Genomic DNA, 23,130 nt, shown 5'->3' with positions numbered 1-23,130 from the left:
GACCGGCACGAGTGTCCCAGTCGCGGTCCCGGTAACCGTTTCGCTGAACCTCCCGCAGGGGAGAGCGAGCGCCCTTCGCGGCACCGGTTCGCGCCTCGACCTCCACTTCCATGATCCGCTCGGCCGCGAAGGCCAGCATCTCGCGCACGAGATCGCCATCGGCCTGCTTCTCAACCAGCTCAATCAGCGTCATTCTGTCATCGGTCATCGTCATCTCCGTTCTTGGTTCAAGGTCTTGCAACCCGAACCTTCTCGAAGATCGGCGGTGGCCGCCAGCGTCACACCCGGCCGCGCGCTGCGCTACGCCGGGGGCTCCGCGCGCGGCCTCCTACACCAAGCGTTGGGACACTACCCAGAGGAAAAAGAACTTGTAGTAGTCCCGATGGTCCGGGTCGCCGGCCTGCTTGGCCCGATGACGCACTTGGTAGAGCTTGGTCGCGCGAACCTGCAGGTTCGCCTCCTCACGGGTTTCCTTCACGGCATTTTCAGCCGCCGTCAGGCCGATATCGGCAAACCCGCCGGGCATCGTCCAACGGTTGTCGCGTTTCTCCCGGACCAGCAGGATCTGGCCGTCGCGAAAGACGGCCGCCCGAATATCGACCTTGGGCGTGGCATACCCCTCGTGCGGTTCTGCCAGCCCCCGCAGGTGGGAGATGGGAACCTGGCCGAGGCGGCGCATCATTTCCCGGGCGATACTGTCGATCTCGGTAAAGCGCTCGGCGTCGAAACCGTCGGAGCAATAGTGCAGCCCCGTGGCGGCAATGGCCTGAAGCCGCTTCGCGTAGCCGAGCCAGATGTCTTCCATGGAACGTTCCGATGTTGTGGCCTTTGCGGGATGTTGTGAGTTCCGGCCGCCGAGGAGGCAATGCAGCCGATCGCCACGCGGGTCTGGGACGTCTGCTGCGAGGTCAGGCGGAGCGCTCGTCCCTCGCGAGCCGTTCGACGAAACGCTCCCGGGCGGGCGGCAAAGGGCGGTCGCCAAGCGCCGGAGCCAGACGGGACGCCAGGAAATGGCCCGTGACGCGCAACCCGGCCAGCAGATCCGCCCGGTCGGTCGATGGGACCCCCAGAAGCGAGGGCGTTAGGGGCAGCAGCCGATCGGCCCAATCGCCGGCGCCCTCCGCCGTGACGGCCCGGCCGGTTTTGGGCGACACGAACGCCAGCCCCTCCGTCGCCCCCGTGACAGCGCATCGGCTGAGGTCCAGCCCGAAGCCGAGTTCCTCCAGCAGGGCCATCTCCCAGAGGAGGTACAGGGACGGCCATCGCGCTTCCGTGCCGAGCGCATCGAGGAGGTGCTGCGTGGCGGCATATATCCCCGGTTGCGGGTCGCGCTCGGCCAGGGCAAAGGACAGCAGAGCGCAGGTTGAGGCCAGAGCGTGCAGCGCCAGCCTGTCGCCCATCATGGCGGCGGTCCGCGACCTGAGAGGTTCGACGCGAAAGGTGCCGATGTGCTCGTCCAGCCGCGCCCGCCATTCCAGTGACAGTTGCGTGCCCGGCTGCAGAGTGGGCGTCAGCTTGCGGCTGATGCCCCCGCGTACGACACCGGCGTGGCGGCCGTGTGTCGCCGTGAAGACTTCGACGATGGCCGAGGTCTCGCCGTGCGGTCGCACCGTCAGCAACGCGCCTTCGTCCCGCCAATCCAAACTCCGTGCCTCCTGTCACTCGGGTTTCTGGACAGGGATCTTGTCCGCCGCCGCGCTGGAAGTCGAGCGTCCCGCCCATGCCAGCGACGGAATGCTCCCGCCCGTCGTCAGCGCATCTCAGATGCGCCTTCTCCCGTTGGGCCACGCCGCGCGCGTGCCGCGCACGGCGCCTTCGGCGGGAAAAGCTCGACGGTGGCTATGCGTGCCCCGTGGCCGTGTTTTTGCAGGCGCTTACTCCCCGAATGGCACCCAGATTGTCTGGATCTCGGTCGCTTGAGACAGCGCCTCACGTCCCGTTCCGGCGGGGCCAACGCCCGCGCACCAGGTACGCTTCAGGTTTCCGGCGGAGGCCGCCTCGATGGCCTTGTCCATATCCGGCGTCGACAAGTTCCAGACCGCATCCACGTCGAGATGGCGGGCCAGTTCGGGCCCAAGCGCGGCCTGGTCTCCGGTGACGATGTTTACCACGCCAGCGGGCAGGTCGGAGGTTTCCAGAACCTGGTAGAAGTCCGTCGCCGCGAGCGGGAACGCTCCCGTCGGTATGAGAACGACCCTATTGCCCATGGCGATCGCTGGCGCCATCGCCGATACGAGCCCCAGCAAGGGCTTGTCGGGCGGGCAAAGAATCCCGATCACCCCGACCGGCGCATTCACCGCCAAGGCGAGGCCGCGCAGGGGCACGCTCTTCACGGCGCCGTCGAATTTGTCGGCCCACGCCGCATGGGTGAAGAGCTGGTCGATCGTGGTCGAGACCTCGTCTGCCCCGCCCTTGCCGCCGGTCATGGCATCGATCCGGGTGGCGAACTCGTCCGAACGCGCGGAGAGGTTCTCCGCAATGAAGTAGAGGATCTGCGCCCGCAGATGTGCGGTCGCGCTGGCCCATCCGGTGGCCTTCGCCGCCGCTTCCACCGCGTTCCGCAAGTCCTTGCGGTTGCCTTCGCCCACATGGCCCAACAACGTGCCCTCTGCAGACCAGACCGCACGGGAATAGCCGGAATCGGGGCGGGCCTGCTTGCCGCCAACGTACATCTTGGCGGTCCGATCTAGCGGATCGTTCGGAGCGGGCGACGAGGGGGCGGCACATGCGTCAACAACGGTTGCGCGTGGCGCCGCGGCGGTGGGGCGCGTGTAGGCCAGCAGCCCCTCCCACCCCCCTTCACGACCGAAACCGCTCTCCCGCACGCCGCCAAAACCGGCAGCTGCGTCGAAGAGGTTGGTGGCGTTGACCCAGACCACCCCGGCCGCCAGTTTCGGCGCCACGTCGAGCGCAAGGTTCAGGTTCTCAGACCACACAGTGGCCGCGAGCCCGTAGCGTGTGTCATTGGCGAGCGCGACCGCCTCGGCCGGTGTGCGGAAGGTGGTTGAGACGAGAACAGGGCCGAAGATCTCCTCCTGCATCAGCAGATCGGAGGGGGACAGGCCGGTGATGAGCGTTGGCGGGAAGAAACAGCCCTCGGGCATTGCGACATCGGGCTGAAAGATGTCGCCTGCACCCGCGCCGCGCTCGAGCAGTCGGGTCACGGTGTCGAGTTGCACCGGATGGACAAGGCTGCCCACGTCGATGCACTTGTCCAGCGGATCACCGACGCGAAGCGCGGCCATGCGAGCCTTGAGCCTTTCAAAGAAGGTATCCGCGATCCCTTCCTGCACGAGCAACCGGGATCCCGCACAGCAGACCTGTCCCTGGTTGAACCAGATCGCGTCGACCAGCCCCTCGATGGCGGAGTCGATGTCGGCATCCTCAAACACGATGTAGGGCGACTTCCCTCCCAGCTCCAGCGTGAGGGACTTTCCGCTCCCTGCTGTCGCCGCGCGGATGCTGCGGCCGACCGAGGTGGACCCGGTGAACGCGATCTTCTCCACCTCGGACGCCACGACCATCTGCCCGACCGTGCCGTCGCCGGTGACGATATTGACAACCCCCGCGGGTAACCCGGCTTCCTGGCAAATCCGCCCGAAGAGCAGCGCCGTCAGAGGCGTGTACTCCGCCGGCTTCAGCACAACTGTATTGCCCATGGCGATCGCAGGCGCGACCTTCCAGGCCAGCATCAGGAGGGGGAAGTTCCAGGGGATGATCTGGCCGCAAACCCCCAGCGGCGCGCGATCAGGGAGCGCGTCCTCCATGAGTTGGGCCATGCCAGCGTGATAATAGAAATGCCGCTGGGCAAGCGGCACGTCGATGTCACGGCTTTCCCGGATCGGCTTGCCGGTGTCGAGCGATTCCAGCACGGCGAACAGGCGCGCATGTTTCTGGAGCAGCCGGGCCAGGGCATAGAGATATCGCGCCCGGCCATGGCCGCCGAGCCCGGCCCAACCGGGCTGTGCGGCACGGGCGGCGGCAACGGCGGCGTCAACGTCCGCTTCGGTCGCCTGCGTGACAGCGGCCAGCAACGCGCCGGTGGCGGGATTGACGCTCTCGAACCCCTCGGAGGGCATCGTGAAGGCGCCATCGATGAAATGGCCGAAGGCGCGGTTGTGGCTCTCCAGCCAGGCGTGCGCTTCGCTCGCGCTCTCCGGGGCGGGGCCATAGTCCATGCTGTCGAAGATGTCTTGAATATTCATGGCTTCTTGTTGGTCCAAATACCCAAATTCTGCCGGCGCAGTTGCGCGGCGGTCAGGCAATGGGGTGACGGTAGGCCGCCGAGTAGGCGCCGGTGACGTGGTGTTCGATCTGGCGTTCAATGTCGCCCAGCAACGAGGAGGCGCCAAACCGGAACAGGTCCGGCTGCATCCATCGGTGGCCAAGTTCCTCCTTCAGGAGCGACAGGTAAACGAGTGCGTCCTTCGCCTTCGAAATGCCGCCCGCAGGCTTGTACCCCACGCGGGCGCCGGTCCGGGCATGGTACTCACGGATCGCGCGCATCATAACCAGGCTCACGGGCAAGGTGGCGTTTACCGTCTCCTTGCCGGTCGACGTCTTGATGAAGTCGGCGCCGGCCATCATGCAGACGAGGCTGGCGCGGGCGACGTTGCGCAGCATGCCGAGCTCTCCGGTGGCGAGAATGGCCTTGACGTGCGCCGCGCCGCAGGCGGCGCGGAACTCCCGCATCTCGTCATACAGGGCTTGCCAGTTGCCCGTCAAAACGTGGCGGCGGGAGATCACGATATCGATCTCAGCAGCGCCGGCCCGCACCGACTCCCCGATCTCGGCAACGCGCTGCGCGTAGGGCGACAGTCCGGCGGGGAAGCCGGTGGACACGGCCGCCACGGGAATGCCGGTGCCTCGAAGGGCGTCGACGGCCGTCGGCACCATCTCGTGGTAGACGCAGACGGCAGCGGTGGTCAGCCGCTCAATCCCCATCGCCTCCAGCAGGTCGGCCCGAACGGGGTGTCGGGCTTTGGCGCACAGACGGCGCACGCGGCCAGGCGTGTCGTCTCCGGCCAGCGTGGTCAGGTCGATGAGCGAAATCGCCTTCAGCAGCCAGGCGGCCTGGTATTCCTTCTTGACGCTGCGGCGGCCGGGCAGGGTGGCGGCGCGACGCTCGATTGCGGAGCGGTTGGCCTGCGCGCGCATCACCCAATCCATGTCGAGCTCCATGCCCGGATTGCGTGGCAGGTCGGCCACCTGGGGCAGGCGGTCTGCCCTTCGGGTGACGGCGGTTGTGCCTTTGGTCTCGGTCTGCACCTGATCAATCCTCCCTGCCGAAACGCAAGCGTCGCACGGAGGGCCGGGATGGAGCAAGTGGAGGGCTCAGGTAAACGCGCGGACCCTGGGGCGCGGAAGTTCAGCGGTTTGGCAGCAAACGGTCGAGAGTCTCAGCCGTGAACGGGTCTTCCGGCCCGACCTTGTTGAAGCCAAGCCGGTCGTAGCTCTTCCAGTTCGTCGTGATGCCCCGGCAGTGCCAGTACCCCATGTCTTTTCGTGCCAGCCAGTCCAGAGGCAGGAGGACTTCGGGGTGGTGCACGTCCCAGCTTTGCCGGCCCAGCCAGCTGTCCGGTCGCAGGCAGTACTTGGTCGGGCAGGGCTTGTCGGTGGCGCGCTGGAACCGGTGGTCGGAATGGCGATATGGCGCTTCGGCGTCGATGGCAGGCATCCGCCAGCGGCCGTCGAAGGTCACGAAACCGAGCCGGCTCTGGACCGCTGCGTCGAAGACCGAACCGGCGCGGGTCCAGACCAACTCGTCCAGATCGGCGTTCAGGACCGCGCGGGCGCGGTAGAGAAACCTGAGACGAGCGAGGTTGAGCATCGCCGGTTGCAGAAATTTCGCCCCGCCACCGCGCTTCTTCTGCCGGACGGGGCCGTAGGGGTGAGGCACCTTGAGAATCACAACGCGCTTGAGGCCGGTGGAGGCGAGCGTGTCCAGAATGGCCTGTGGTGGGTAGGCGTCGGAGCCGTTGTCCAGCACCAGCATCGCCTCCAGCCCATGCTCGCCGATGTGAAAGCGCGCCCAGTCGGCGATCCAGTCCAGCCGGTTGTTGCGCGAGATGTGGACGGACGCGTTCAGCCCGGCAAAAAGGGCGGACTGGTCCGGGCTGACCCCGCTGTCCCGCCGCCAACGGCCGTTGGACGTCTCCAGGCGCGTTACGGGCGCGCGGGTGCGAAGGCGGACGACGTCGTGCCGGCGGTGGTGGCGGACGCGTGAGACGGAGATGGCGCTGCCGTCGGCCCGCAGGGCGCCGTCGGAAATAAAAGCCTTGAAGTTCAAAAGTTTGGGGCAGATCAGCAGAAGTTCCCCGTCCCGTTGGACCGCATCGTACCACAGCGTCGTCCAGTCATAGCTGGAGCCAAAGTCTTCGCTGCGGGCGGCTTCTGGCACCGACGGATGCCGGCGCCGACCGGAGCCTTCGACGGAGAGACTTTGCATCTCGGCAATGGAGAAATCGGGTAGATCCATGCGGCCACTTATGACAGGCGCAGGCGCGATGCCAACCGGAATACGCGGCTCACATCTCCGCAGACGCAATCAGATCGGCGGACCAGCGCCGGCTATTCGGCTGCCCGCGCGGTGCCGTTAGAATTGGTCAGCGCAACCCAGGCGTCGTACTGGGACAGGAACACCCTGCCGTTCATCTCGCCGAGGAAACGGCTGCGCTTGAGGCGGTCCATGACGGGCCCCTTCACTTCTGACAGGTGCAGGTGAATGCCCATGTCCTTCAGGCGATGGAGGATCGATTCCAACGACTCGAGCGCGGACAGGTCCACCTCGTTGACCGCAGGAAAGTTCAGGATCACATGGCGAAGCTGGCTGTCGCCCACGACTCGGTCATAGATGTAATCCTCCAGGAACCTGGCGTTCGCAAAGTAAAGGCTTTCATCGACCCGCAGGGTGAGAACCTTGGGATCGGTCTCGACCTCGTGGCGCCGGATGTTGCGGAAGTGATGCGTGCCGGGAACAAGGCCGATTTCCGCGATATGGGGCCGGGAGGTCTTGTAGAGGTGCAGGAAGATCGAGAGCACCACCCCGGCGGATACGCCCACCTCCACTCCCGCACCCAGAGTAAGCAGGATGGTGGTCAGAACGGCAAAGAAGTCCGCCTTGGAGAATGTCCATGCCTGCTTCAGGATGGAAAAATCGACCAGGCTGAGAACGGCGACGATGATGGTCGCGGCCAGCGTGGCTTTGGGCAGGAAAAACAGCAGTGGCGTCAGCAACAGGGCGGCCAGCGTGATGCCGATGGCGGTGAACGCGCCCGCGGCCGGGGTCTCGGCGCCCGCATCGAAGTTCACCACCGAACGGGAGAACCCACCGGTGACAGGATACCCACCGGAGATTGCGGCGGCGATGTTGGAGGCGCCCAGCCCCACGAGCTCCTGGTCCGGGTCGATTCGCTGCCGGCGCTTGGCCGCGAGCGTCTGCGCAACGGAGACGGATTCCACGAACCCGATGATGGAGATCAGGACGGCCGAGCCCATGAGCGTGGCCCACATTCCGAGGTCGAAGCTCGGGGCCGAGAGCGGTGGCAGGCCGCTGGGGATGTCGCCCACGACGGCGACGCCATGGGAGTCGAGGCCGAATATCCAGGCAAACAGAGTTGTTGCCACCACGGCAGCGACGGGGCCAGCCTTGGCTGCGGTATCGGCAGAGCGGGGGGACCAGCCCCGCCGCTGCAGGAGTGGTTTGAGCCCCTTGCGCACCCAAAAGAGGAACGCCGTGGCGGACACGCCGATCAGAAGCGTCCAGATGTTCGTCTGCCCGAGGTTGGCAAACAGGGTCTCCAGCGTCTCGATAAGGGTATGACCGGAGGCCTTGACGCCGAGGATGTGCTTGAGCTGGCTGGCGGCGATCAGGATGCCGGATGCCGTGATGAAGCCCGCGATGACGGGGTGTGACAGGAAATTGGCGATGAACCCGAGGCGGAGCACCCCCATCATGGCAAGGAACAGCCCGGAGAGAAATGCGAGCGTGACCGCCGCAGTGGCAATCGCCGCGGGCTCGGTCAGTCCGAGGTTGCCGATGGCGGCCGCGGTCATCAGGGAGACCACGGCAACGGGGCCGACGGCGAGCGCCCGGGAGGTGCCGAAAATCGCGTAAGCCACCAGCGGGAGGATGGAGGCGTAAAGGCCCATCTCCGCCGGCAGGCCCGCGAGCAGTGCATAGGCGAGCGACTGTGGGATCAGCATGATCGTCACGATCACCGCCGCCAATGCATCGCTTTCAAGGGTCTGGCGGTCGTACCGGCTGCCCCAGTCCAGGATGGGCAGATAGCGGCGCAGAAAGGGGGGCATCGAAAATCCTTGGGGCAATCATGAGGGGTGGCGGGCCCGTCGCCGGGCACGCCTGTTCTGTGTCAGGCGGAGACGGCGCCCTCGCCGGTGATCTTCTCCGGCTTGGCCATCCATTCCCGGCCCTTGAGCATGGCGCTCCAGTAGACCGGCGGCAGCAACATCTCCTTCAGGATCCATGCGGCGCGCGTCGGCTTCTTGCCGTCGATGAGCCAGGTGGGAAGGATCGGCATGATCGCGCCGCCATAGCCGAATTCGGCCAGCACAATCTTCCCGCGCTCCACAGTGAGCGGGCAAGAGCCGTAGCCGTTGTAGGCGCCTTGTGGGCTGCCGCCGAGAATGTCCGCAGTCACGTTCGCGGCCACCACCGGCGCCTGCATCCGCGCGGCAGCGGCGGTCTTGGCGTTGGGCGCGTTCATCACGTCTCCAAGCGACCAGATGTTGTCGAAGCTCTTGTGCCGTAGCGTGATCTGGTCGACGTCGACCCAGCCAGCCGCGTCAGCCAGCGGCGAGACGCGGATGAAGTCCGGCGCGGTCTGCGGCGGGCAGACGTGGATCATGTCGAACTCGACTTCAACGGTGCGCCGCTCCTGGTCGGGTTCCTTGACCTCGAAGGTCGCCGTCTTCGCCTCACCGTCGATTGCCACAAGGTTGTGGAAGAAGTTGAGCGTCGCGTCGTACTTCTTCACGTATTCCATCAGCGCGGGGACATAGTCCTTCACGCCAAAGAGCACGCCGCCGGCGTTCATGAACTGGACGTCGATGTTCTTCAGGACCTCCTCGCGGTGCCAGTGGTCCGCGGACAGGTACATCGCCTTCTGGGGCGCGCCGGCGCATTTGATCGGCATCGGCGGCTGGGTGAAGATCGCCTTGCCCGATTTCAGCTTCTGCACAAGCTGCCACGTGTAAGGCGCCAGGTCGTAGCGATAGTTGGACGTGACGCCGTTTTTTCCCAGCGTGTCGACCAGCCCCTCGACGGCGTGCCAGTCCAGCTTCAGTCCCGGGCAGACAATCAGGCGGTCATATTTGACCACGCGGCACCCGTCCAGAACGACGGCGTTGTCATGGGGTTCGAACGCAGCCACCGCCGCCTTGATCCAGTGCACGCCCTTGGGGATCAGGCTCCCCATGGTGCGGGCGGTCGTTGCCGGGTCGAAAACGCCGGCGCCAACCATGGTCCACCCCGGCTGGTAATAGTGGATGTCGGCCGGGTCGATCAGGGCGATTTCGATGTCGCGCATCCGGCTCTTGAGCGATGCGGCGACCGAGATGCCGCCGGCCCCGCCGCCCACGATCACCACGTCGAACCGTGCGTCGGGGCTGTCGGTCGGGGTCTTGCCGCCGTTCACGATGCGGCGCACGACGCCGCCCATATCGTAGCCGGCCTTCTTCGCGGTGGCGAGGATGGCGGAGGTTTCCATGTCCTTCGCGTGGCTCAGCGACCAGAGAGTGGTGGAGCGGGTTCCGGAGCGGCAATAGGCCAGCACCGGTCCCGGAAGTTCGGTCATCGCCTGCCCGAAGGTCTCGGCGTCCTCGTCGCGGACCATGCCGGAGACGATGGGGATGTAGCGGGCCTCCATGCCCATCTCCACGGCCGCCTTCTCGATCTCCTCGAAAGTCGGCTGGTCGTTGCCCTCGCCGTCGGGACGGTTGCAGATGATGGCGCGATAGCCGGCCTCCTTGATCTTTGGCACGTCCTGCACCGAGATCTGCGGCGAAACCGACAGCGCGTCGGTGAGTTTCCTGAATTCCATGACCCCGTTTCTCCTCCACGTGGCATCTCCGGGGCGGGAATACCGCGCGCCCCGGAGCCGTCTTTCAGCGATGCGTCAGAGGCCGTTGACCGGCACTTTCAGCATTGGCCGGCCGTCCTTGTCCTTCGGCACTTCGCCCGCGCGCATGTTCACCTGCAGCGAGGGGATGATGAGCTTGGGCATGTCCAGCGTGGCGTCGCGCTCGGTGCGGAACTTGACGAACTCCTCCTTCGTCTTGCCGCCGCCCACGTGGATGTTGTGCGCCTTCTCCTCGGCCACCGTGGTCTCCCACTGGATGTCGCGCCCGTTGGGGCCGTAGTCGTGGCACATGAAAAGCCGCGTCTCGTCCGGCAGGGCCAGCACCTTCATGATGCTGTCATAAAGCACTCCGGCATCGCCGCCCGGAAAGTCCGCGCGCGCCGAGCCGCCGTCGGGCATGAAAAGTGTGTCGCCGACAAAGGCCGCGTCGCCCACCACATGCGTCATGCAGGCCGGCGTATGGCCCGGCGTGTGCATGGCGAAGGCCTTCATGGAGCCGATGTTATAGGTGTCGCCGTCCTGGAACAGCGCGTCGAACTGCGAGCCGTCGCGCTGGAACTCCGTACCTTCGTTGAAGATCTTGCCGAAGACGTCCTGCACGATTTTGATGTTCTCGCCGATCCCGATCTTGCCGCCGAGCTTCTGCTGGATATAGGGCGCAGCCGACAAGTGGTCGGCGTGCACGTGAGTCTCGATCAGCCACTCCAGCTTCAGCCCGTTCTCCTGCACGAACTTTATCAACTCGTCGGCGTGCTCGTAGGTGATCCGCCCCGCGGCGTAGTCGATATCCATAACCGAATCGACGATCGCGCAGGCGTCCGACTCTGGGTCCTTCACCACGTAGCTGATGGTGTTCGTGGCCGGGTCGAAAAATCCGGTGACTTCGGGTTTCAAAGAGATGTCGACTGGATAGTCCATGGAATCCTCCTCAAGTGTTGTCCGGTTTCGGTCCGGTCTCATGCGGCAGATGCGTCAACGGACCGTGGGGAGCGGGGCTGTGCCGGGCATAGCTCGGTGTCTGGAATCTGGGCGCGAGGTGGGTGTTGACGTACCGCGCGATCCCCATGCCGGCGATTAGGGCCACGGCGAAGATCAGCACCTCGCTCCGGCCGGTGCCGATGGCGGGCAGGGCCCCGCCCGGGCAGAAGCCGGACAATCCCCAGCCAACGCCGAAGATGGCGGACCCGCCGAGCAGCTTCAGGTCGATGGAGCGGTTCTGCGGCAGGTGGAAGATCTGGTCGAAACTCGGCCCAGGTCGTTTCAGGACCCAGCGGTAGCCGAAGAAGGTCACCGTGACCGCGCCACCCATCACGAACATGAGCGAGGGGTCCCATGTGCCTGCAATGTCGAAGAAGTTGAGAACCTTCTCGGGGTTGGCCATGCCGGATATGGAAATACCGAGGCCGAAGACCAGCCCGATCAGATAGCTCAGGATCAGACGCATACTCTCAGCCCCCCATCACGTGGCGGGTGACATAAACCGTCAGCCCGGTGGTCAGCATGAAGGTGAGCGTCGCCGCAAGCGATCTGGGCGACAACCGCGCCAGCCCGCAGACCCCGTGGCCGGACGTACAGCCTGAGCCATAGGATACACCCACCCCGACCAGAAGACCACCGAGGATCAGGGCCGGAGTCGAACTAGGGACGGTGATCTGAGGCCAGTTTCCGGTGAGCGTCAGAAAGAGCGCCGGGCCGGAAACCATGCCCGCGAGAATGGCCCAACGCCAGGCCCGGTCGTCCTCGCCCCATATCGCGGCGGCAAGGATGCCGGTGGCTCCCATGATCCGGCCAAGGACAAGCATCAGCATCACGGCGGCGAGCCCTATCAGGACACCGCCGAAGAGCGACGCCACGGGCGTAAAGTTCACGATTTCCATGTGTCAGCCGTCGCGGCGCTTGAACGTGTTGATGCCGAGCATTTGGTAGGGCGGACAGTAGGCCGTCACGGCCGTGCCGATCAGCACGATGCCGACGATCCCGGCAACGGCGGTCCAGAAGCCGCTCCATCCTGCCGTGAAGGCGGCGATCAACAGGACGACGCCAATGATGCCGCGTATCACGCGGTCGATCGAACCCATATTCCTGGTCATGTTTGCATTTCCCTTCGTAACGGATTTCGGGATCATAAGATCTCGAGTCGCAGGTGGGGCATTGGCGGCCGGCCGCCTCCGCCCATCTCCGGCAGAGACCGGACCTCGAGCGAGGTGCGGCTTGCCAGCTTCCGGGTCTTGCGCCCGTTTGATGTAGTGTGCGCCCCGCAGGGCTATAAAGCGAGATAGAGTGCGCGATTATAAATTCAAGTTATTGAATTTGTAAAGCCCGAACCTGAACGCGAATCCGTGATGCGGTCCGCCAGCGAGAAGGCCGGCGCCAACGACACACGTGAGGGAGCCGTAGGCCTGCATCCCGAAGGGGCCTGCGAGCGTAAACACGACGAATACGGCGGAAATCCTGCTTCCGGGCCTTGACCTGCCACCACCCATGAGCGGAATACTAGAAAGCCGCGCGGCAAGGTCGATCCGGTCTCATCCTGTCCGACCAGACAGAGAGACTCCCGGCCGGGCCACGGGGCAGGATCGACGGCGGCGCGAGGCCGCGCGGGATCCGTCAGGGTCCGCCTCCAGAAGCGGACCGGGCCGCGCATCGAGGTCTCTCCCCGCCAAACCGGCAAAGTTTGGAGGAACTCAAAGATGCGATGCTTTACAGTCCTAGGCCCATCCGGCTCGGGCAAGACGACCCTGGTCGAGGCCCTGAGCCAACTCGACTCCAAACCCGTCAAGTCCGAGCTGACCGAGTTTTTCTCCCTGACCGAATTCACGTTCCTCGACGAGCCCTGGTGTGCCTTCGACGTTGCAGGCGGCAGTGATTTCCTGGGCTACGCCGGGGAGGCTCTGGCCGCCAGCGATGCGGCCATTCTCTGTGTTCCCCCCGATCCGGAAGCGGCCGTGCTCTGCGCGCCCTACCTGAGGCTTGCGGAGGAGAGCGGCACGCCGTGTGTTCTCTTCATCAACCGCATGGACACGACCGACAATCGCGTAAGGGACATCGTCTCCGGACTCCAAGCCTACGCGAACCACACAATTATCCTCCGCCAGGTGCCGATCCGTCGGGAGGGCGAGGTCGTCGGCGCCGTGGATCTGATCTCCGAACGCGCGTGGCAATACCAGCCCGGCACGCATTCGCGCCTGATCGAAATGCCCGCTGCCGCGCAGGAGAGAGAGCAGGAGGCGCGCGCGGAGTTGCTGGAGCACCTGTCCGACTTCGACGACCATTTGCTGGAGGAGCTTATCGAGGATAAGGAGCCGCCGAGCGAGGAGGTCTATGAAGTGGCCGCCGCCGTGCTGAGAGAAAACGAGGATATCCCCGCCTTCCTCGGGTCCGCCAGCGCGAAGAACGGGATCACGCGCCTGATGAAGTCCCTCCGCCACGATGCGCCATCGGTGGGGACCACCGCCGAACGCATGGGCAAGGACGTGTTGGCCGTCGGTGTCTTCGCCAGTTTCCGCAAGCACATGGGAAAGGCCGTCGTGCTTCGCGCCATGGACGCAGACCTTGACGCCGGTGCCACTCTGGGCGGCGCAAGCATCGGCAACCTGAGCGGCATCGACGCCAAGCATTCGGTGACGTCCATTCCCAAGGGCGCGGTCGGTGTGGCAGTGAAGTCTGACCATCTCGACGCGGGCTACCTCTATACATCCGCCGACAAGATGGAGATGGAGGGGTGGACGCGCGGCCATCCGCCGAGCCATGCGACGCTGCTGACCCCGGTTCACGAAAAGGACGACGCCCGCCTTTCCTCAGCGCTCGCACGGCTCGCGGAAACCGATCCGGGACTGCGCGTTGAGCAGGACGAGGCCAGCGGCCACGCGATCTTGCGCCTGCAAGGGCCGATGCACTTGAGACGGGTGCAGGCATCGCTGGAAAGCGATTTCGGCGTTCAGGTCGAAGCCGCGCCCGTTTCGGCGAGTTACCGGGAGACCATCACCAAGAAAGTCGACCACCAGCACCGCCACCGCAAGCAGTCGGGCGGGGCGGGGCAGTTTGCCGATGTCCACATTACCATCGCGCCGCGAAACCGGGGCGACGGCTTTGCGTTCGACGAGGTGGTCAAGGGGGGCGCGGTGCCCCGCAATTACATCCCGGCGGTGGAGGCCGGGGCGCGGGACGCGATGCAACAGGGTCCGCTGGGCTTCCCGGTGATCGACGTGGCGGTAACGCTGACCGACGGCAAGGCGCATTCCGTGGACAGCTCGGACTTCGCCTTCCGTGCAGCCGGGAAGGCCTGCGTCAAAGATGCGCTCGGCAAGGCCGGCCCGACGCTTCTGCAGCCGGTGGATCAGGTGAACATCCATGTCCCCTCGACCTTTTCCGGGTCGATCGTGACGCTCGTCTCGTCCTTGAAGGGGCAGGTTCTGGGCTTCGATCCGAATCCGGACGCGAAAGGCTGGGACATCTTCCACGCGCTTCTTCCGGAGTCCTCGCTCGACGAACTGTCCCGCGCGCTCGGTGGCGCGGCGCAGGGAACCGCCTGGTTCGAGGCAGGCTTCGACCATTACCAGGAGGTACATGGCAAGGAGGCCGAACGGATCAGCGCGGAAGCCAAGGAAGAAATGGCCTGATCGCACGCGGGATGAATGGAATGGGCCGGGCGAAATGCCCGGCCCTTTTTTTTGAACCCGATCTAAGTGCCGCCCCGGCACCGAACGCCGGGTGCTGTGGGCGCTCCGGTCTGCCAGAACGCCCAGGGCGGCAGATCAGACAGGGATGTCGTCCACCACGATCAAGTCGACGCTCTCGACGGCACGCACGCTAAGCCCGATGCAGTCGAAGTCGAAGGTCGGACCGCCGTGGGAGGTCGTGTCTTCGTTCTTGGCCATGAAGGTCTCCAGGTCGGCAATCTCCGCCAGGAACTCCGCATCGGAGAGCTGGTCCTCGGTGCCGTAGATTGCCAGGCGATCCCGACCCCTCTGACCCACGTAGAGGTCGGATGCGTCATCGTCTTCGCCCAGCAGGTAGATGAGAACGTCATTGCCCGCACCCGCACGCACCTGGTCGGAGCCGGAGCCGCCGCACAGCACGTCCGCGTTCCCGCGCCCGACGATATAGTCGTCGCCGCCTGCGCCGTTGATGCTGTCGGAGCTGCCGGTTCCCAGGATTTCGCTACCTTGGTCTCCGTCATTCAGGCCAAACGACGGCAGGACATCCGCGGAAGACCCACCGTCCGAGCCGCCGGAGCCGCTACTGCCACCGGACGGCGTTTCGTCCTCGTTCGAGGTGCCCGGAGTGGTGACAACGTCATCGGTCAGAATCAGCTTGACGGATTCGATGCCCCGAACGCTCAGGCCCAGACTGTCGAAGCTAAACACCTCGCCGCTGTTGGTTCCGGTGTCGTAGTTCGCGGCGATGAATCTCTCCAGCGCAGCGATGTCCGCGGCCAGACCGGAATCCGCGAGCTCTTCGGCCGTACCGTAGATCTTCAGGACATCGAACCCTGACGCGCCGCTGTAGAAGTCGGTCGCGCCGTAGTTGTCCCCGATGACGTAGATCAGCGTATCGTTGTCTGCACCGCCGTTCACGTCGTCGTTTCCGGCGCCACCCGCGAGCACGTCCGCCTTGCTGCGACCGAGGATCTCGTCGTCGCCCCGGCCGCCATAGATGGTGTCGATCGAGTCGCCACCCCGCAGGGATTCGTTGGCATTCGTGCCGACAAGATCGAAGGTCGGCAGGCTGCCGGAGACCGTCGTGACGTCCCCGTCAGGGGTGCCGCCAGACGAATCGCTGTCCTGGGTGTCATCGACAACCGGGTCCGGCTCGGGTGTGGGCGTAGGAGTCTCCTTCGTCGTGTCATCGGTGGAACCGCCCGAACTGCCGGAGCCTGAACCGCCGCTTCCCGACGCCCCATTCTTGGCAATGTCCAGCAGGTGCGCGAAGTCGCCCCACACGGCGTCACGGTGCTGATAGACCGTGCGTGCGCCGTCATAATTGCCGAGCGAGGAGGCGTCGTCTGTGCGGTCGACCCAGACGTTGCTACCGTAGTTTGCCTTCTTGAAGCTGCCGCCCCAGCTGCTGGCGGTCGGATCGTTGTCGTTGACGGCGTCCAGGAGATACAGCAGCGACGGCGTGTCGCCCATCTTCAGGCCGTTGACGTCGCCGTTTCCGTACAGGTCCTTGGCGTAGACGTCGTGGAAGAGGTCGCCGAGCGCCCCGTGACCGTCGACATTATCCCGGACCCAGCCCATGTTCTTGTCGGGGTCTTTGGTTCCCCACTGATCGGCGTACATGCCGATGTGGCTGCTATGGTCCTGAATCCACCACAGGTCCTTGTAGGCCGCCTTGTTGGCAACCGCGTCCTTCAGCCAGTTGTATGCGGCAGGGTTGCGCGCATCCTGTTTGTAGGGGGAGATCGAAATCAGGCGAATGTTGTCGGCAATATCGGGCGCCTGGTAAAGCGCGCGCGCAACGTCGTGAAGCGGACCCCAGGTCAGCACGTAGACAGGATCATTCGCCGACGCGGCCCGCGCCTCCTCGATGATCAGTTTGGCGCCGTCGGACAGTGCGCCCGGCCAGTCTCCCTCAGTGGCGCCCTGCGTGACGAGCGCCCGCAGTTCGGCAGCGCTCGGATAGTCGCCCGCCGTCCGCAGGTTCGACAGGTCTTTCGCGTAGGCGTCGATGATACGGTTCATCGGGGTGATCGAATCGATGTTCTTGGCGTCGCTCGTCGTTCCGATGAACCCGCGATAGTCCATCTTGTCCGCGTAGAGCAGCGCGTGGATCAGGGATTGAGCATCATCCTTGTCGTTCCCGCCAATGTCGGTCGAGATGATTACTTTCGGTTGGTCGCTCACGTTGCTCGAGCCTCCGTTGCATGCATGCGCATTGTATTTTCGTCCGCTATCGGGGCGGCCGGTCCCAGGCAGCCGGGACCGATGCCGACCAGGAATGTCCTGCCGGCCCGCCAAATTGACCCGTGCCGAACCCCGGCAGCGGCCATCAGGGCGCTATGCCCGTGGCCGGGGGCACAGGTCGTCAGTTCATGAAAAGCACTCATCTGCTCTTCCAAGGTGCTGTGTTGCTCTTGCGATCCGGTCGCTCACCGGATCGGCCTGCCCTCAAAATCGTCACGCGAAACTACAGACGTTCGCCGTCATTGGAACGCATAAGATCGTAATCCGAGGAATCAGGCATTATTGTGCCGATGTCACGTTAGCGGCCGATCCCACGGAGGTGCCAAGACGGCGTGTCTTCACGCGGCTGACCTTGCGAAAAATGGATGACCACAAGGTTAATCGTCGGGCGTTTGACGTCCGCCGAGCGCGCTGGCACGGTTTTTACAGCCAATAAAATAAAGGCTGGCCGACAGGTGGTTTCGCTGCAATCGCACCCGCCAGTCCGTCTTCTCCGCCGAGGTAAACGGCATCCCTCTGGGGAGGGGCAGGGTCAAACCATTTCTGGGGATTGTCGCGCATGCGCGCTTTTGTCCAACCTTTTCCGTGACACACAATGGAACCAATCGTGCCGGGAGGGCGTTATGAGGCGCTCGTCATTGAGTCGGACTTCAGGCCGGACCGTCCCTCCGCCCATCTTGATCCCTATCATGGCCTCCGCGCAGGGCCGTGCGATACTGTCCGGGTCGAACGAGTTCGCTTGATGGAACACACTCGCCCCACAGGATTGTCCAGTTCGGAGGTTCGCGAACGGCTGGAGCGTTTCGGGCCGAACCGGCTGGCCCGGACCCGACGCACCGCGCCTTTGGTCATTTTCGCACGCCAGTTCACGGGGTTCCTCGTCGTCATCCTGATAGGCGCGGCGCTGGTCGCCCTCGTCATCGGCGAAGGCATCGACGCGCTGGCAATCGGTCTTGTGGTGTTGTTGAACGGAATATTGGGTTTCGTGCAGGAATGGCGCGCCGAGACTGCACTGGAAGCGCTCGGACGGATGATCGCCACCTTTGCCCGCGTATTGCGCGACGGTCGCGAGCAGCGAATCGATGCCGAGGGACTGGTGCCAGGCGATCTGGTCATCGTGGAGGCTGGGGATCGCGTTCCCGCCGATCTGACCGTCAATCACGCGACCGGGCTGCGCGCGGACGAAAGCGCGCTGACGGGGGAGTCGGTGCCAGTCTCCAAGGCGCAGGGCGAATCCGTCTACATGGGGACCACGATCACGGGCGGTCGCGCCGAGGGCAACGTGACCGCGACGGGAAATAGAACCGAGTTCGGACGAATCGCCGTCCTCACCGAATCGGTGGGAGCGAAGAAAACTCACCTTCAGATCCAGCTCGGCAAGCTGGCGCGGCAAATGGGACTGGCCTCGGTGGCGATTGCCGTAATGGTCGGCGGGCTCGGGGTCGCGATGGGGCAGGCGCCCTCGGTGATGTTCATGACGGCGTTGTCGCTCGCCGTGGCGATCGTGCCGGAGGGCCTGCCCGCCGTGGTGACGATCACGCTCGCGCTCGGCGCGCGGGCAATGGCGCGGCAGAAGGCTCTGGCCCGGCGTCTTCAGGCCGTGGAAACCTTGGGCGCGGCATCGGCGATCTGTACGGACAAGACCGGGACGCTGACGGAAGACCGGATGACGGCGACGCGCGTGGTGATGCCGGACCGCCGCTATGAGGTGACCGGGACGGGCTATGATCCCGCGGGCCACATCGAAACCGAGGGCAGGCGCGTGCGAGCGGCCGAAGATCCGGGCCTCGCGGCATTGCTGGAGACGGCGCTCATTTGCAATCACGCCCGCTTGTCGCCCACGGAAGACCACTGGGAGATGGTCGGGGAGCCGACCGAGGGCGCCTTGGTAACTCTGGCCTACAAGGGATGGGCCCCTGTGCCGGTACGTGATGGGGGGCTGGCGGAGCTTCCCTTTTCGTCGGAACGCAAGCGCATGAGCGTCCTTGCCATGTCGGAAGACGGACCAACCCTCCACACCAAGGGCGCTCCGGAACCGGTGATTGCGCGCTGCAGCCACCAGTGGGCGGTTGACGGGACTGAACCGCTGACCGATGAGGCTCGCGCCAGCTTGCTTTCGATCTACGACAATTTGGCCAGCGACGGGCTCCGGGTGATCGCGCTTGCCCGAAGTCCGCTGCCGACGGAAACCCTGCCCAAAGACGAGGCCAACCTGACGTTCCTTGGCTTCGTCGGGCTGATCGACCCGCCGCGCCCAGAGGTCGCCCCGGCGATGCAAACGGTGCGCAGTGCCGGTATCCGGGTGATCTTGATCACTGGGGATGCCCCTCTTACCGCAACGGCCGTCGCGGGGCAGGTCGGCCTGCCGGTGTCTCGTGTCATCCTTGGGGATCAGTTGGCCGAACTCGGCGAGAGCGACCTGGACGCGGCTCTACGGCAGGATGTTCTGTTCGCCCGGACGGCTCCGGCCCAGAAGCTGCGGATCGTGACGACGTTGCAGGCTCAGGGCCAGATCGTCGCCATGACCGGGGACGGGGTGAACGACGCGCCGGCGCTGAAAAAGGCCGACATCGGTGTGGCGATGGGCCAGCGCGGGACAGACGTCGCGAGGGAAGCGGCTGATCTGGTACTGCTCGACGACAATTTCGCCACCATCGTGCGAGCGATCGGCGAGGGACGCCGGCAATACGAGAACGTGCGAAAATTCGTCCGATACCTGCTCGCCTCCAATGCTGGCGAGGTGGTGGCTCTGGTGGTGAACCTCGTCCTCGGCGGGCCGCTGGTGTTTTTGGCCACGCAGATCCTCTGGATGAACCTCGTCACCGACGGAATTACGGCGGTCGCGCTCGGCCTGGAGGAGTCGACGCCGGACCAGATGGACCGCCCGCCGCGAGACAAGGCGCAGCCCATCGTGGGCCGCGATGGCCTTTTCCTGATCGTCGGCTTCGGACTCTACCTCGGCCTTGCGAGCCTTTGGCTCTACTATCGCATCCTTCCCATCGATCTGGACCTCGCACGGAGCGCTGCCTTCACCGCGATGGTCGTGTTCGAAATCTCCGCGGTCTTCGCTTTTCGCTCGCTGCACCTGCCATGTTGGCGGATCGGATGGGCGTCGAACCCGCTCCTGCTTGCGGCCATCGCAGTCACGTTCGTGGCCCAGCTCGCCGCGATCTATGTGCCGTTCATGCAGGTCCTGCTGCACACCACGGGCCTGACGGTCAACGAGTGGCTCCTGATTGCCGCACTCGCCCTCCCGCTGATCGTCGTGCCGGAGGTGATAAAGACAGTCCGTATGCGGCAGGCCGCGCGCCGTGCCGCTCCCGAAGGTGGCTCTGGCACGCTCGGGGTGCGGTGAAGCCGCGAGCACGGATGCGTCATCTGGTTGTATGGGCGGAGCGCCGACTGGCGCGGTGTCCTAGTCTTCGATCCAGTCCAGCAGGCTCTCGTCCCGGGTCAACAGGCGGCGCCCCGCGCGTTGCAGGAAGGCGTCACGCGCCGCCTGCCGCATGTAGCAGGAGAGGTCGCGCGCCATTTGACCCACAGGATTGCCGATCGCGAACATCGAAAGGCCAACGGAACGCTCCACCGCAGTTACGGCGTCTTGTCCGATATCCTCCGTCAGAAGACGGGCGGAGGCGGAGAGCGCCGCCGCGCGTTCCGGGTCTTCTACGCTGCCTGACCGACTGGCCACTCGTCCTGCACGGATGACGAAATCCTTCGCCGCGAGTGCACGGACGGTGACAGGCGCGAGCCGGACGACCTGTGCATCGGCTTCCATCCGCCGGATGGCGCGAAGCGTCTCCGCCGCCCGATCCAGCAACCCCAACGTGCCGCCCAATTGCACGGCCGCGATGCGCCAGGTGCCGCCTACAAACCATGGTTCTCTTTGGTAGACATCGGGCGGTCCCATCGCGTTCCCTTCCAGTCTCGCGCAGTCGAACCCGCCAGAGATGGTCGCCTGCATCCCCGACATCCGCCACTCTTCGGGGCTATGCCTGGCCGGATCTGTCGCGTCTGCCAGGACAAGCTGCTGGCCCATGGCGCTACGGGCGGTGATCACCGCGCGATCCACGAGGCCCAGCCCGGAGGCGAATTTCTTGCGGCCACGAAGGTGCGTCCCGTCCCAGGCAACAGGATGTGCGCCGTCCGCTCCCCAGACGCCATGCAGCATGCCTTCCGCCATGTCGTGCTCGACCCGGGCGCGCAGCTCTGGGGTGCCGTGGGCGCGCGCCAGGGCCAGCACGTTGATGTGCCCCTCCAGCAGGCGCGCAACCGACAGGTCCGCCGCGGCCACGCAGATCAGCAGGCGGGCAATGTCGACCGGAGTTTGCAGGGCGTCGGGCGCGAGTTGTCCATGTGATTTCAGCACCGACACGCTGGCAGCGATGCTGCGGTCGCTTTCATATCCTGCGTCCGCGATGGTGCGCAGTTCGCGGTGGAGCGCCCGCAATTCCTTGGGCAGTCCGCCAGCGCTCTGAATCTTGTCGACGGAACTGCGTGGGGGTGAGTGATCCAATGGCATTACTCCTGTCGACGGTCGGGCTCACGCATTCTTTGCCGGAGCCAAAGGGAGTCCGAACCGTCTCACACGCATTCCGGCCAGATCCGCGATCCCGCGGCAAGTGAAAACCGCACGAGTCGCTATTGCGCGAGCAGCCGGAGGCCCTGGGTGACGTCAGTGCGCACGGCGAGCCGCAGAGACGGCTCGTCCCCCGCGCGCAGGGCAGAGATGATGAGCTTGTGGTGGTAGGGGGACTCCTGCCGCTGGAGCCTGTGGTAGAGCATGCCCATCGTCGGCCCCAACTGGAGCCACACAGTCTCGGTCAGCGCCAACATCGCCGGCGCCTGCGCCCGAAGATAGAGCGCACGGTGAAACTCCAGGTTCGTCCGGATATAGGACGAGGCGTCCTTCAACGTGTTCATATCGGCGATGGTTGCATTGATGCTTTGCAGGCGGTCGATCAGGGCGAGGTGCGCCCTTGGTAGCGCACGGGAGGCCAACTCGGGCTCCAGAAGGGCGCGAAGGGCGGCAAGCTCCTCGATCCGCTCGTTCGTCAACTCGGGCGTCGAAACCCGCCCGGACGCTGAAAGGGTCAAGGCACCTTCGGCAACCAGCCGGCGCAGCGCCTCCCGCACCGGCGTCATTGACAGGCCGAATTCTTTGCCGATTCCGCGCAGGGTCAGCGCCTGCGCCGGCCGCAGTTCTCCATGCATGATGCGCAGACGCATCGTGCGATACAGGCGGTCATGCGCGGCTGCGGTCGGTCCCGGCGTCGGACCGGGGCGGGGCGTGATGAGCATGCGGAACTGTGACCACAGGGGCCCGATGCGGTCAATCCGGGAAACGGTACCGGTGAAGTTGCTCACCGTTGTGGCGCAACCAGTGCCGGTGCGTCCGGTAGTCCGGCATGAGCCGTTCCACCGTGGCCCAGAACCGCGCGCCGTGGTTCATTTCGGCCAGATGGGCCACTTCGTGGGCGGCGACGTAGTCCAGCACTTCCGGCGGCGCCAGAATCAGCCTCCAGGAAAACATGAGCGCCCCGTCGCTGGAACACGAGCCCCACCGGGAGCGGGTGTCGCGCAGGGTGATCCGGGTATAGGACCGACCGAGCTTTTGGGCATACCCATCGGATGCCGCAGCCAGCGCGTCCCGCGCCCGCGCTTTCAGCAGCCCGCAGACCGTCGCCGACACGGATTTTGCCCGGCGGGACACGGCAATCTGTCCGTCCTCCGGAGCCAAGCCACTGCGCGTCCCCGGAACCACACGAAGCGGCTGCCCGAAAACGGGCAACACGGTGCCGTGCGCGACGATCACTTCGCCAGGCCGTTCGGCGAGCCGCTGGCGAATCCAGCCGGCCTTCTCATGCGCGAAGTCGAGCGCCTTGGATTCGGGCGCATGCGCCGGCAGGGTGAGCGTAACCCGCCCATCCAGCCGCGATACCCGGAGCGAGTAACGGCGCGCGCGTGCGGAGCGGCGCAACACCAGGTTGATCGGCGGGTCGCCCGGCAGAACGTGTTCAGTCATGTTCGCGCCTCCCGGCCGCGCCGCGCCTTTGCGTTTGACAGGCCGGTAGACCTGTGGCATCGGGCTTCATTCATTCCATCGCCCACAGATGAAGGACCCT

The 23,130-nt window shown here is 65.2% G+C and carries 18 protein-coding genes; 2 read left to right on the top strand and 16 right to left on the bottom strand.

The window, feature by feature from the left end; translation table 11 throughout:
- The 12 genes from BM075_RS20450 to BM075_RS20395 form a co-directional block, all read right to left on the bottom strand.
- A partial coding sequence (locus tag BM075_RS20450; protein WP_177208429.1) for a transposase occupies nt 1-208 on the bottom strand: 208 nt, incomplete at its 3' end.
- Between the two features lie 120 nt (nt 209-328).
- Nucleotides 329-805 carry an NUDIX hydrolase gene (locus BM075_RS20445; RefSeq protein ID WP_093362558.1) on the bottom strand — a complete coding sequence of 159 codons (477 nt, stop codon included), beginning with the start codon at nt 803-805 and terminating at the stop codon, nt 329-331.
- Between the two features lie 103 nt (nt 806-908).
- Nucleotides 909-1,643: a DNA repair protein RecO gene (recO, locus tag BM075_RS20440; protein WP_093362557.1), complete on the bottom strand. Its 735-nt coding sequence runs from the start codon at nt 1,641-1,643 to the stop codon at nt 909-911.
- Between the two features lie 231 nt (nt 1,644-1,874).
- Nucleotides 1,875-4,205 (bottom strand): aldehyde dehydrogenase family protein, encoded by a 2,331-nt coding sequence (locus tag BM075_RS20435; RefSeq protein WP_093362556.1) that lies wholly within the window; start codon nt 4,203-4,205, stop codon nt 1,875-1,877.
- Between the two features lie 52 nt (nt 4,206-4,257).
- Nucleotides 4,258-5,268, bottom strand: coding sequence for a deoxyribose-phosphate aldolase (deoC, locus tag BM075_RS20430; protein WP_245758929.1), 1,011 nt, complete (start codon nt 5,266-5,268; stop codon nt 4,258-4,260).
- Between the two features lie 100 nt (nt 5,269-5,368).
- A complete protein-coding gene (locus BM075_RS20425) occupies nt 5,369-6,478 on the bottom strand; it encodes a hypothetical protein (protein ID WP_093362555.1) in 1,110 nt (369 codons plus the stop codon).
- A gap of 92 nt (nt 6,479-6,570) precedes the next feature.
- Complete coding sequence (locus BM075_RS20420; protein WP_093362554.1) at nt 6,571-8,310, bottom strand: SulP family inorganic anion transporter; 1,740 nt, start codon at nt 8,308-8,310, stop codon at nt 6,571-6,573.
- Nucleotides 8,311-8,372: 62 nt separating this feature from the next.
- Nucleotides 8,373-10,061: a bifunctional protein tyrosine phosphatase family protein/NAD(P)/FAD-dependent oxidoreductase gene (locus tag BM075_RS20415; RefSeq protein ID WP_093362553.1), complete on the bottom strand. Its 1,689-nt coding sequence runs from the start codon at nt 10,059-10,061 to the stop codon at nt 8,373-8,375.
- A gap of 75 nt (nt 10,062-10,136) precedes the next feature.
- Nucleotides 10,137-11,018 (bottom strand): MBL fold metallo-hydrolase, encoded by an 882-nt coding sequence (locus tag BM075_RS20410; protein ID WP_093362552.1) that lies wholly within the window; start codon nt 11,016-11,018, stop codon nt 10,137-10,139.
- 10 nt (nt 11,019-11,028) lie between these two features.
- A complete protein-coding gene (locus BM075_RS20405; protein ID WP_093362551.1) occupies nt 11,029-11,544 on the bottom strand; it encodes a YeeE/YedE family protein in 516 nt (171 codons plus the stop codon).
- Between the two features lie 4 nt (nt 11,545-11,548).
- Complete coding sequence (locus BM075_RS20400; protein WP_093362550.1) at nt 11,549-11,977, bottom strand: YeeE/YedE family protein; 429 nt, start codon at nt 11,975-11,977, stop codon at nt 11,549-11,551.
- A 3-nt stretch (nt 11,978-11,980) separates the two neighbouring features.
- Complete coding sequence (locus BM075_RS20395; RefSeq protein WP_093362566.1) at nt 11,981-12,190, bottom strand: YgaP family membrane protein; 210 nt, start codon at nt 12,188-12,190, stop codon at nt 11,981-11,983.
- A 600-nt stretch (nt 12,191-12,790) separates the two neighbouring features.
- Between BM075_RS20395 and BM075_RS20390 the strand changes: the two genes are divergently transcribed.
- Nucleotides 12,791-14,719 (top strand): elongation factor G, encoded by a 1,929-nt coding sequence (locus BM075_RS20390; protein WP_093362549.1) that lies wholly within the window; start codon nt 12,791-12,793, stop codon nt 14,717-14,719.
- A gap of 135 nt (nt 14,720-14,854) precedes the next feature.
- On the opposite strand, the gene BM075_RS20385 is transcribed toward BM075_RS20390, so the two are convergent.
- Nucleotides 14,855-16,945 (bottom strand): nucleoside hydrolase-like domain-containing protein, encoded by a 2,091-nt coding sequence (locus tag BM075_RS20385; RefSeq protein ID WP_177208428.1) that lies wholly within the window; start codon nt 16,943-16,945, stop codon nt 14,855-14,857.
- Nucleotides 16,946-17,747: 802 nt separating this feature from the next.
- Here BM075_RS20385 and BM075_RS20380 point away from each other — a divergent pair.
- Complete coding sequence (locus BM075_RS20380) at nt 17,748-20,360, top strand: cation-translocating P-type ATPase (protein WP_093362547.1); 2,613 nt, start codon at nt 17,748-17,750, stop codon at nt 20,358-20,360.
- 60 nt (nt 20,361-20,420) lie between these two features.
- Here the strand turns inward: BM075_RS20380 and BM075_RS20375 are convergent, their stop codons facing one another.
- From BM075_RS20375 to BM075_RS20365, 3 genes are all read right to left on the bottom strand, one after another.
- Nucleotides 20,421-21,521 (bottom strand): acyl-CoA dehydrogenase, encoded by a 1,101-nt coding sequence (locus BM075_RS20375; RefSeq protein WP_245758928.1) that lies wholly within the window; start codon nt 21,519-21,521, stop codon nt 20,421-20,423.
- Between the two features lie 125 nt (nt 21,522-21,646).
- Nucleotides 21,647-22,306, bottom strand: coding sequence for a GntR family transcriptional regulator (locus BM075_RS20370; protein ID WP_093362546.1), 660 nt, complete (start codon nt 22,304-22,306; stop codon nt 21,647-21,649).
- A 31-nt stretch (nt 22,307-22,337) separates the two neighbouring features.
- Nucleotides 22,338-23,030, bottom strand: coding sequence for a M48 family metallopeptidase (locus BM075_RS20365; protein ID WP_093362564.1), 693 nt, complete (start codon nt 23,028-23,030; stop codon nt 22,338-22,340).
- Between the last annotated feature and the right edge of the window lie 100 nt (nt 23,031-23,130).

Source organism: Tropicimonas isoalkanivorans (assembly GCF_900112335.1).
Classification (GTDB): domain Bacteria; phylum Pseudomonadota; class Alphaproteobacteria; order Rhodobacterales; family Rhodobacteraceae; genus Tropicimonas; species Tropicimonas isoalkanivorans.
The sequence above is the reverse complement of the archived record's forward strand: the minus strand, read 5'-3'. Positions and strand labels throughout refer to the sequence as shown.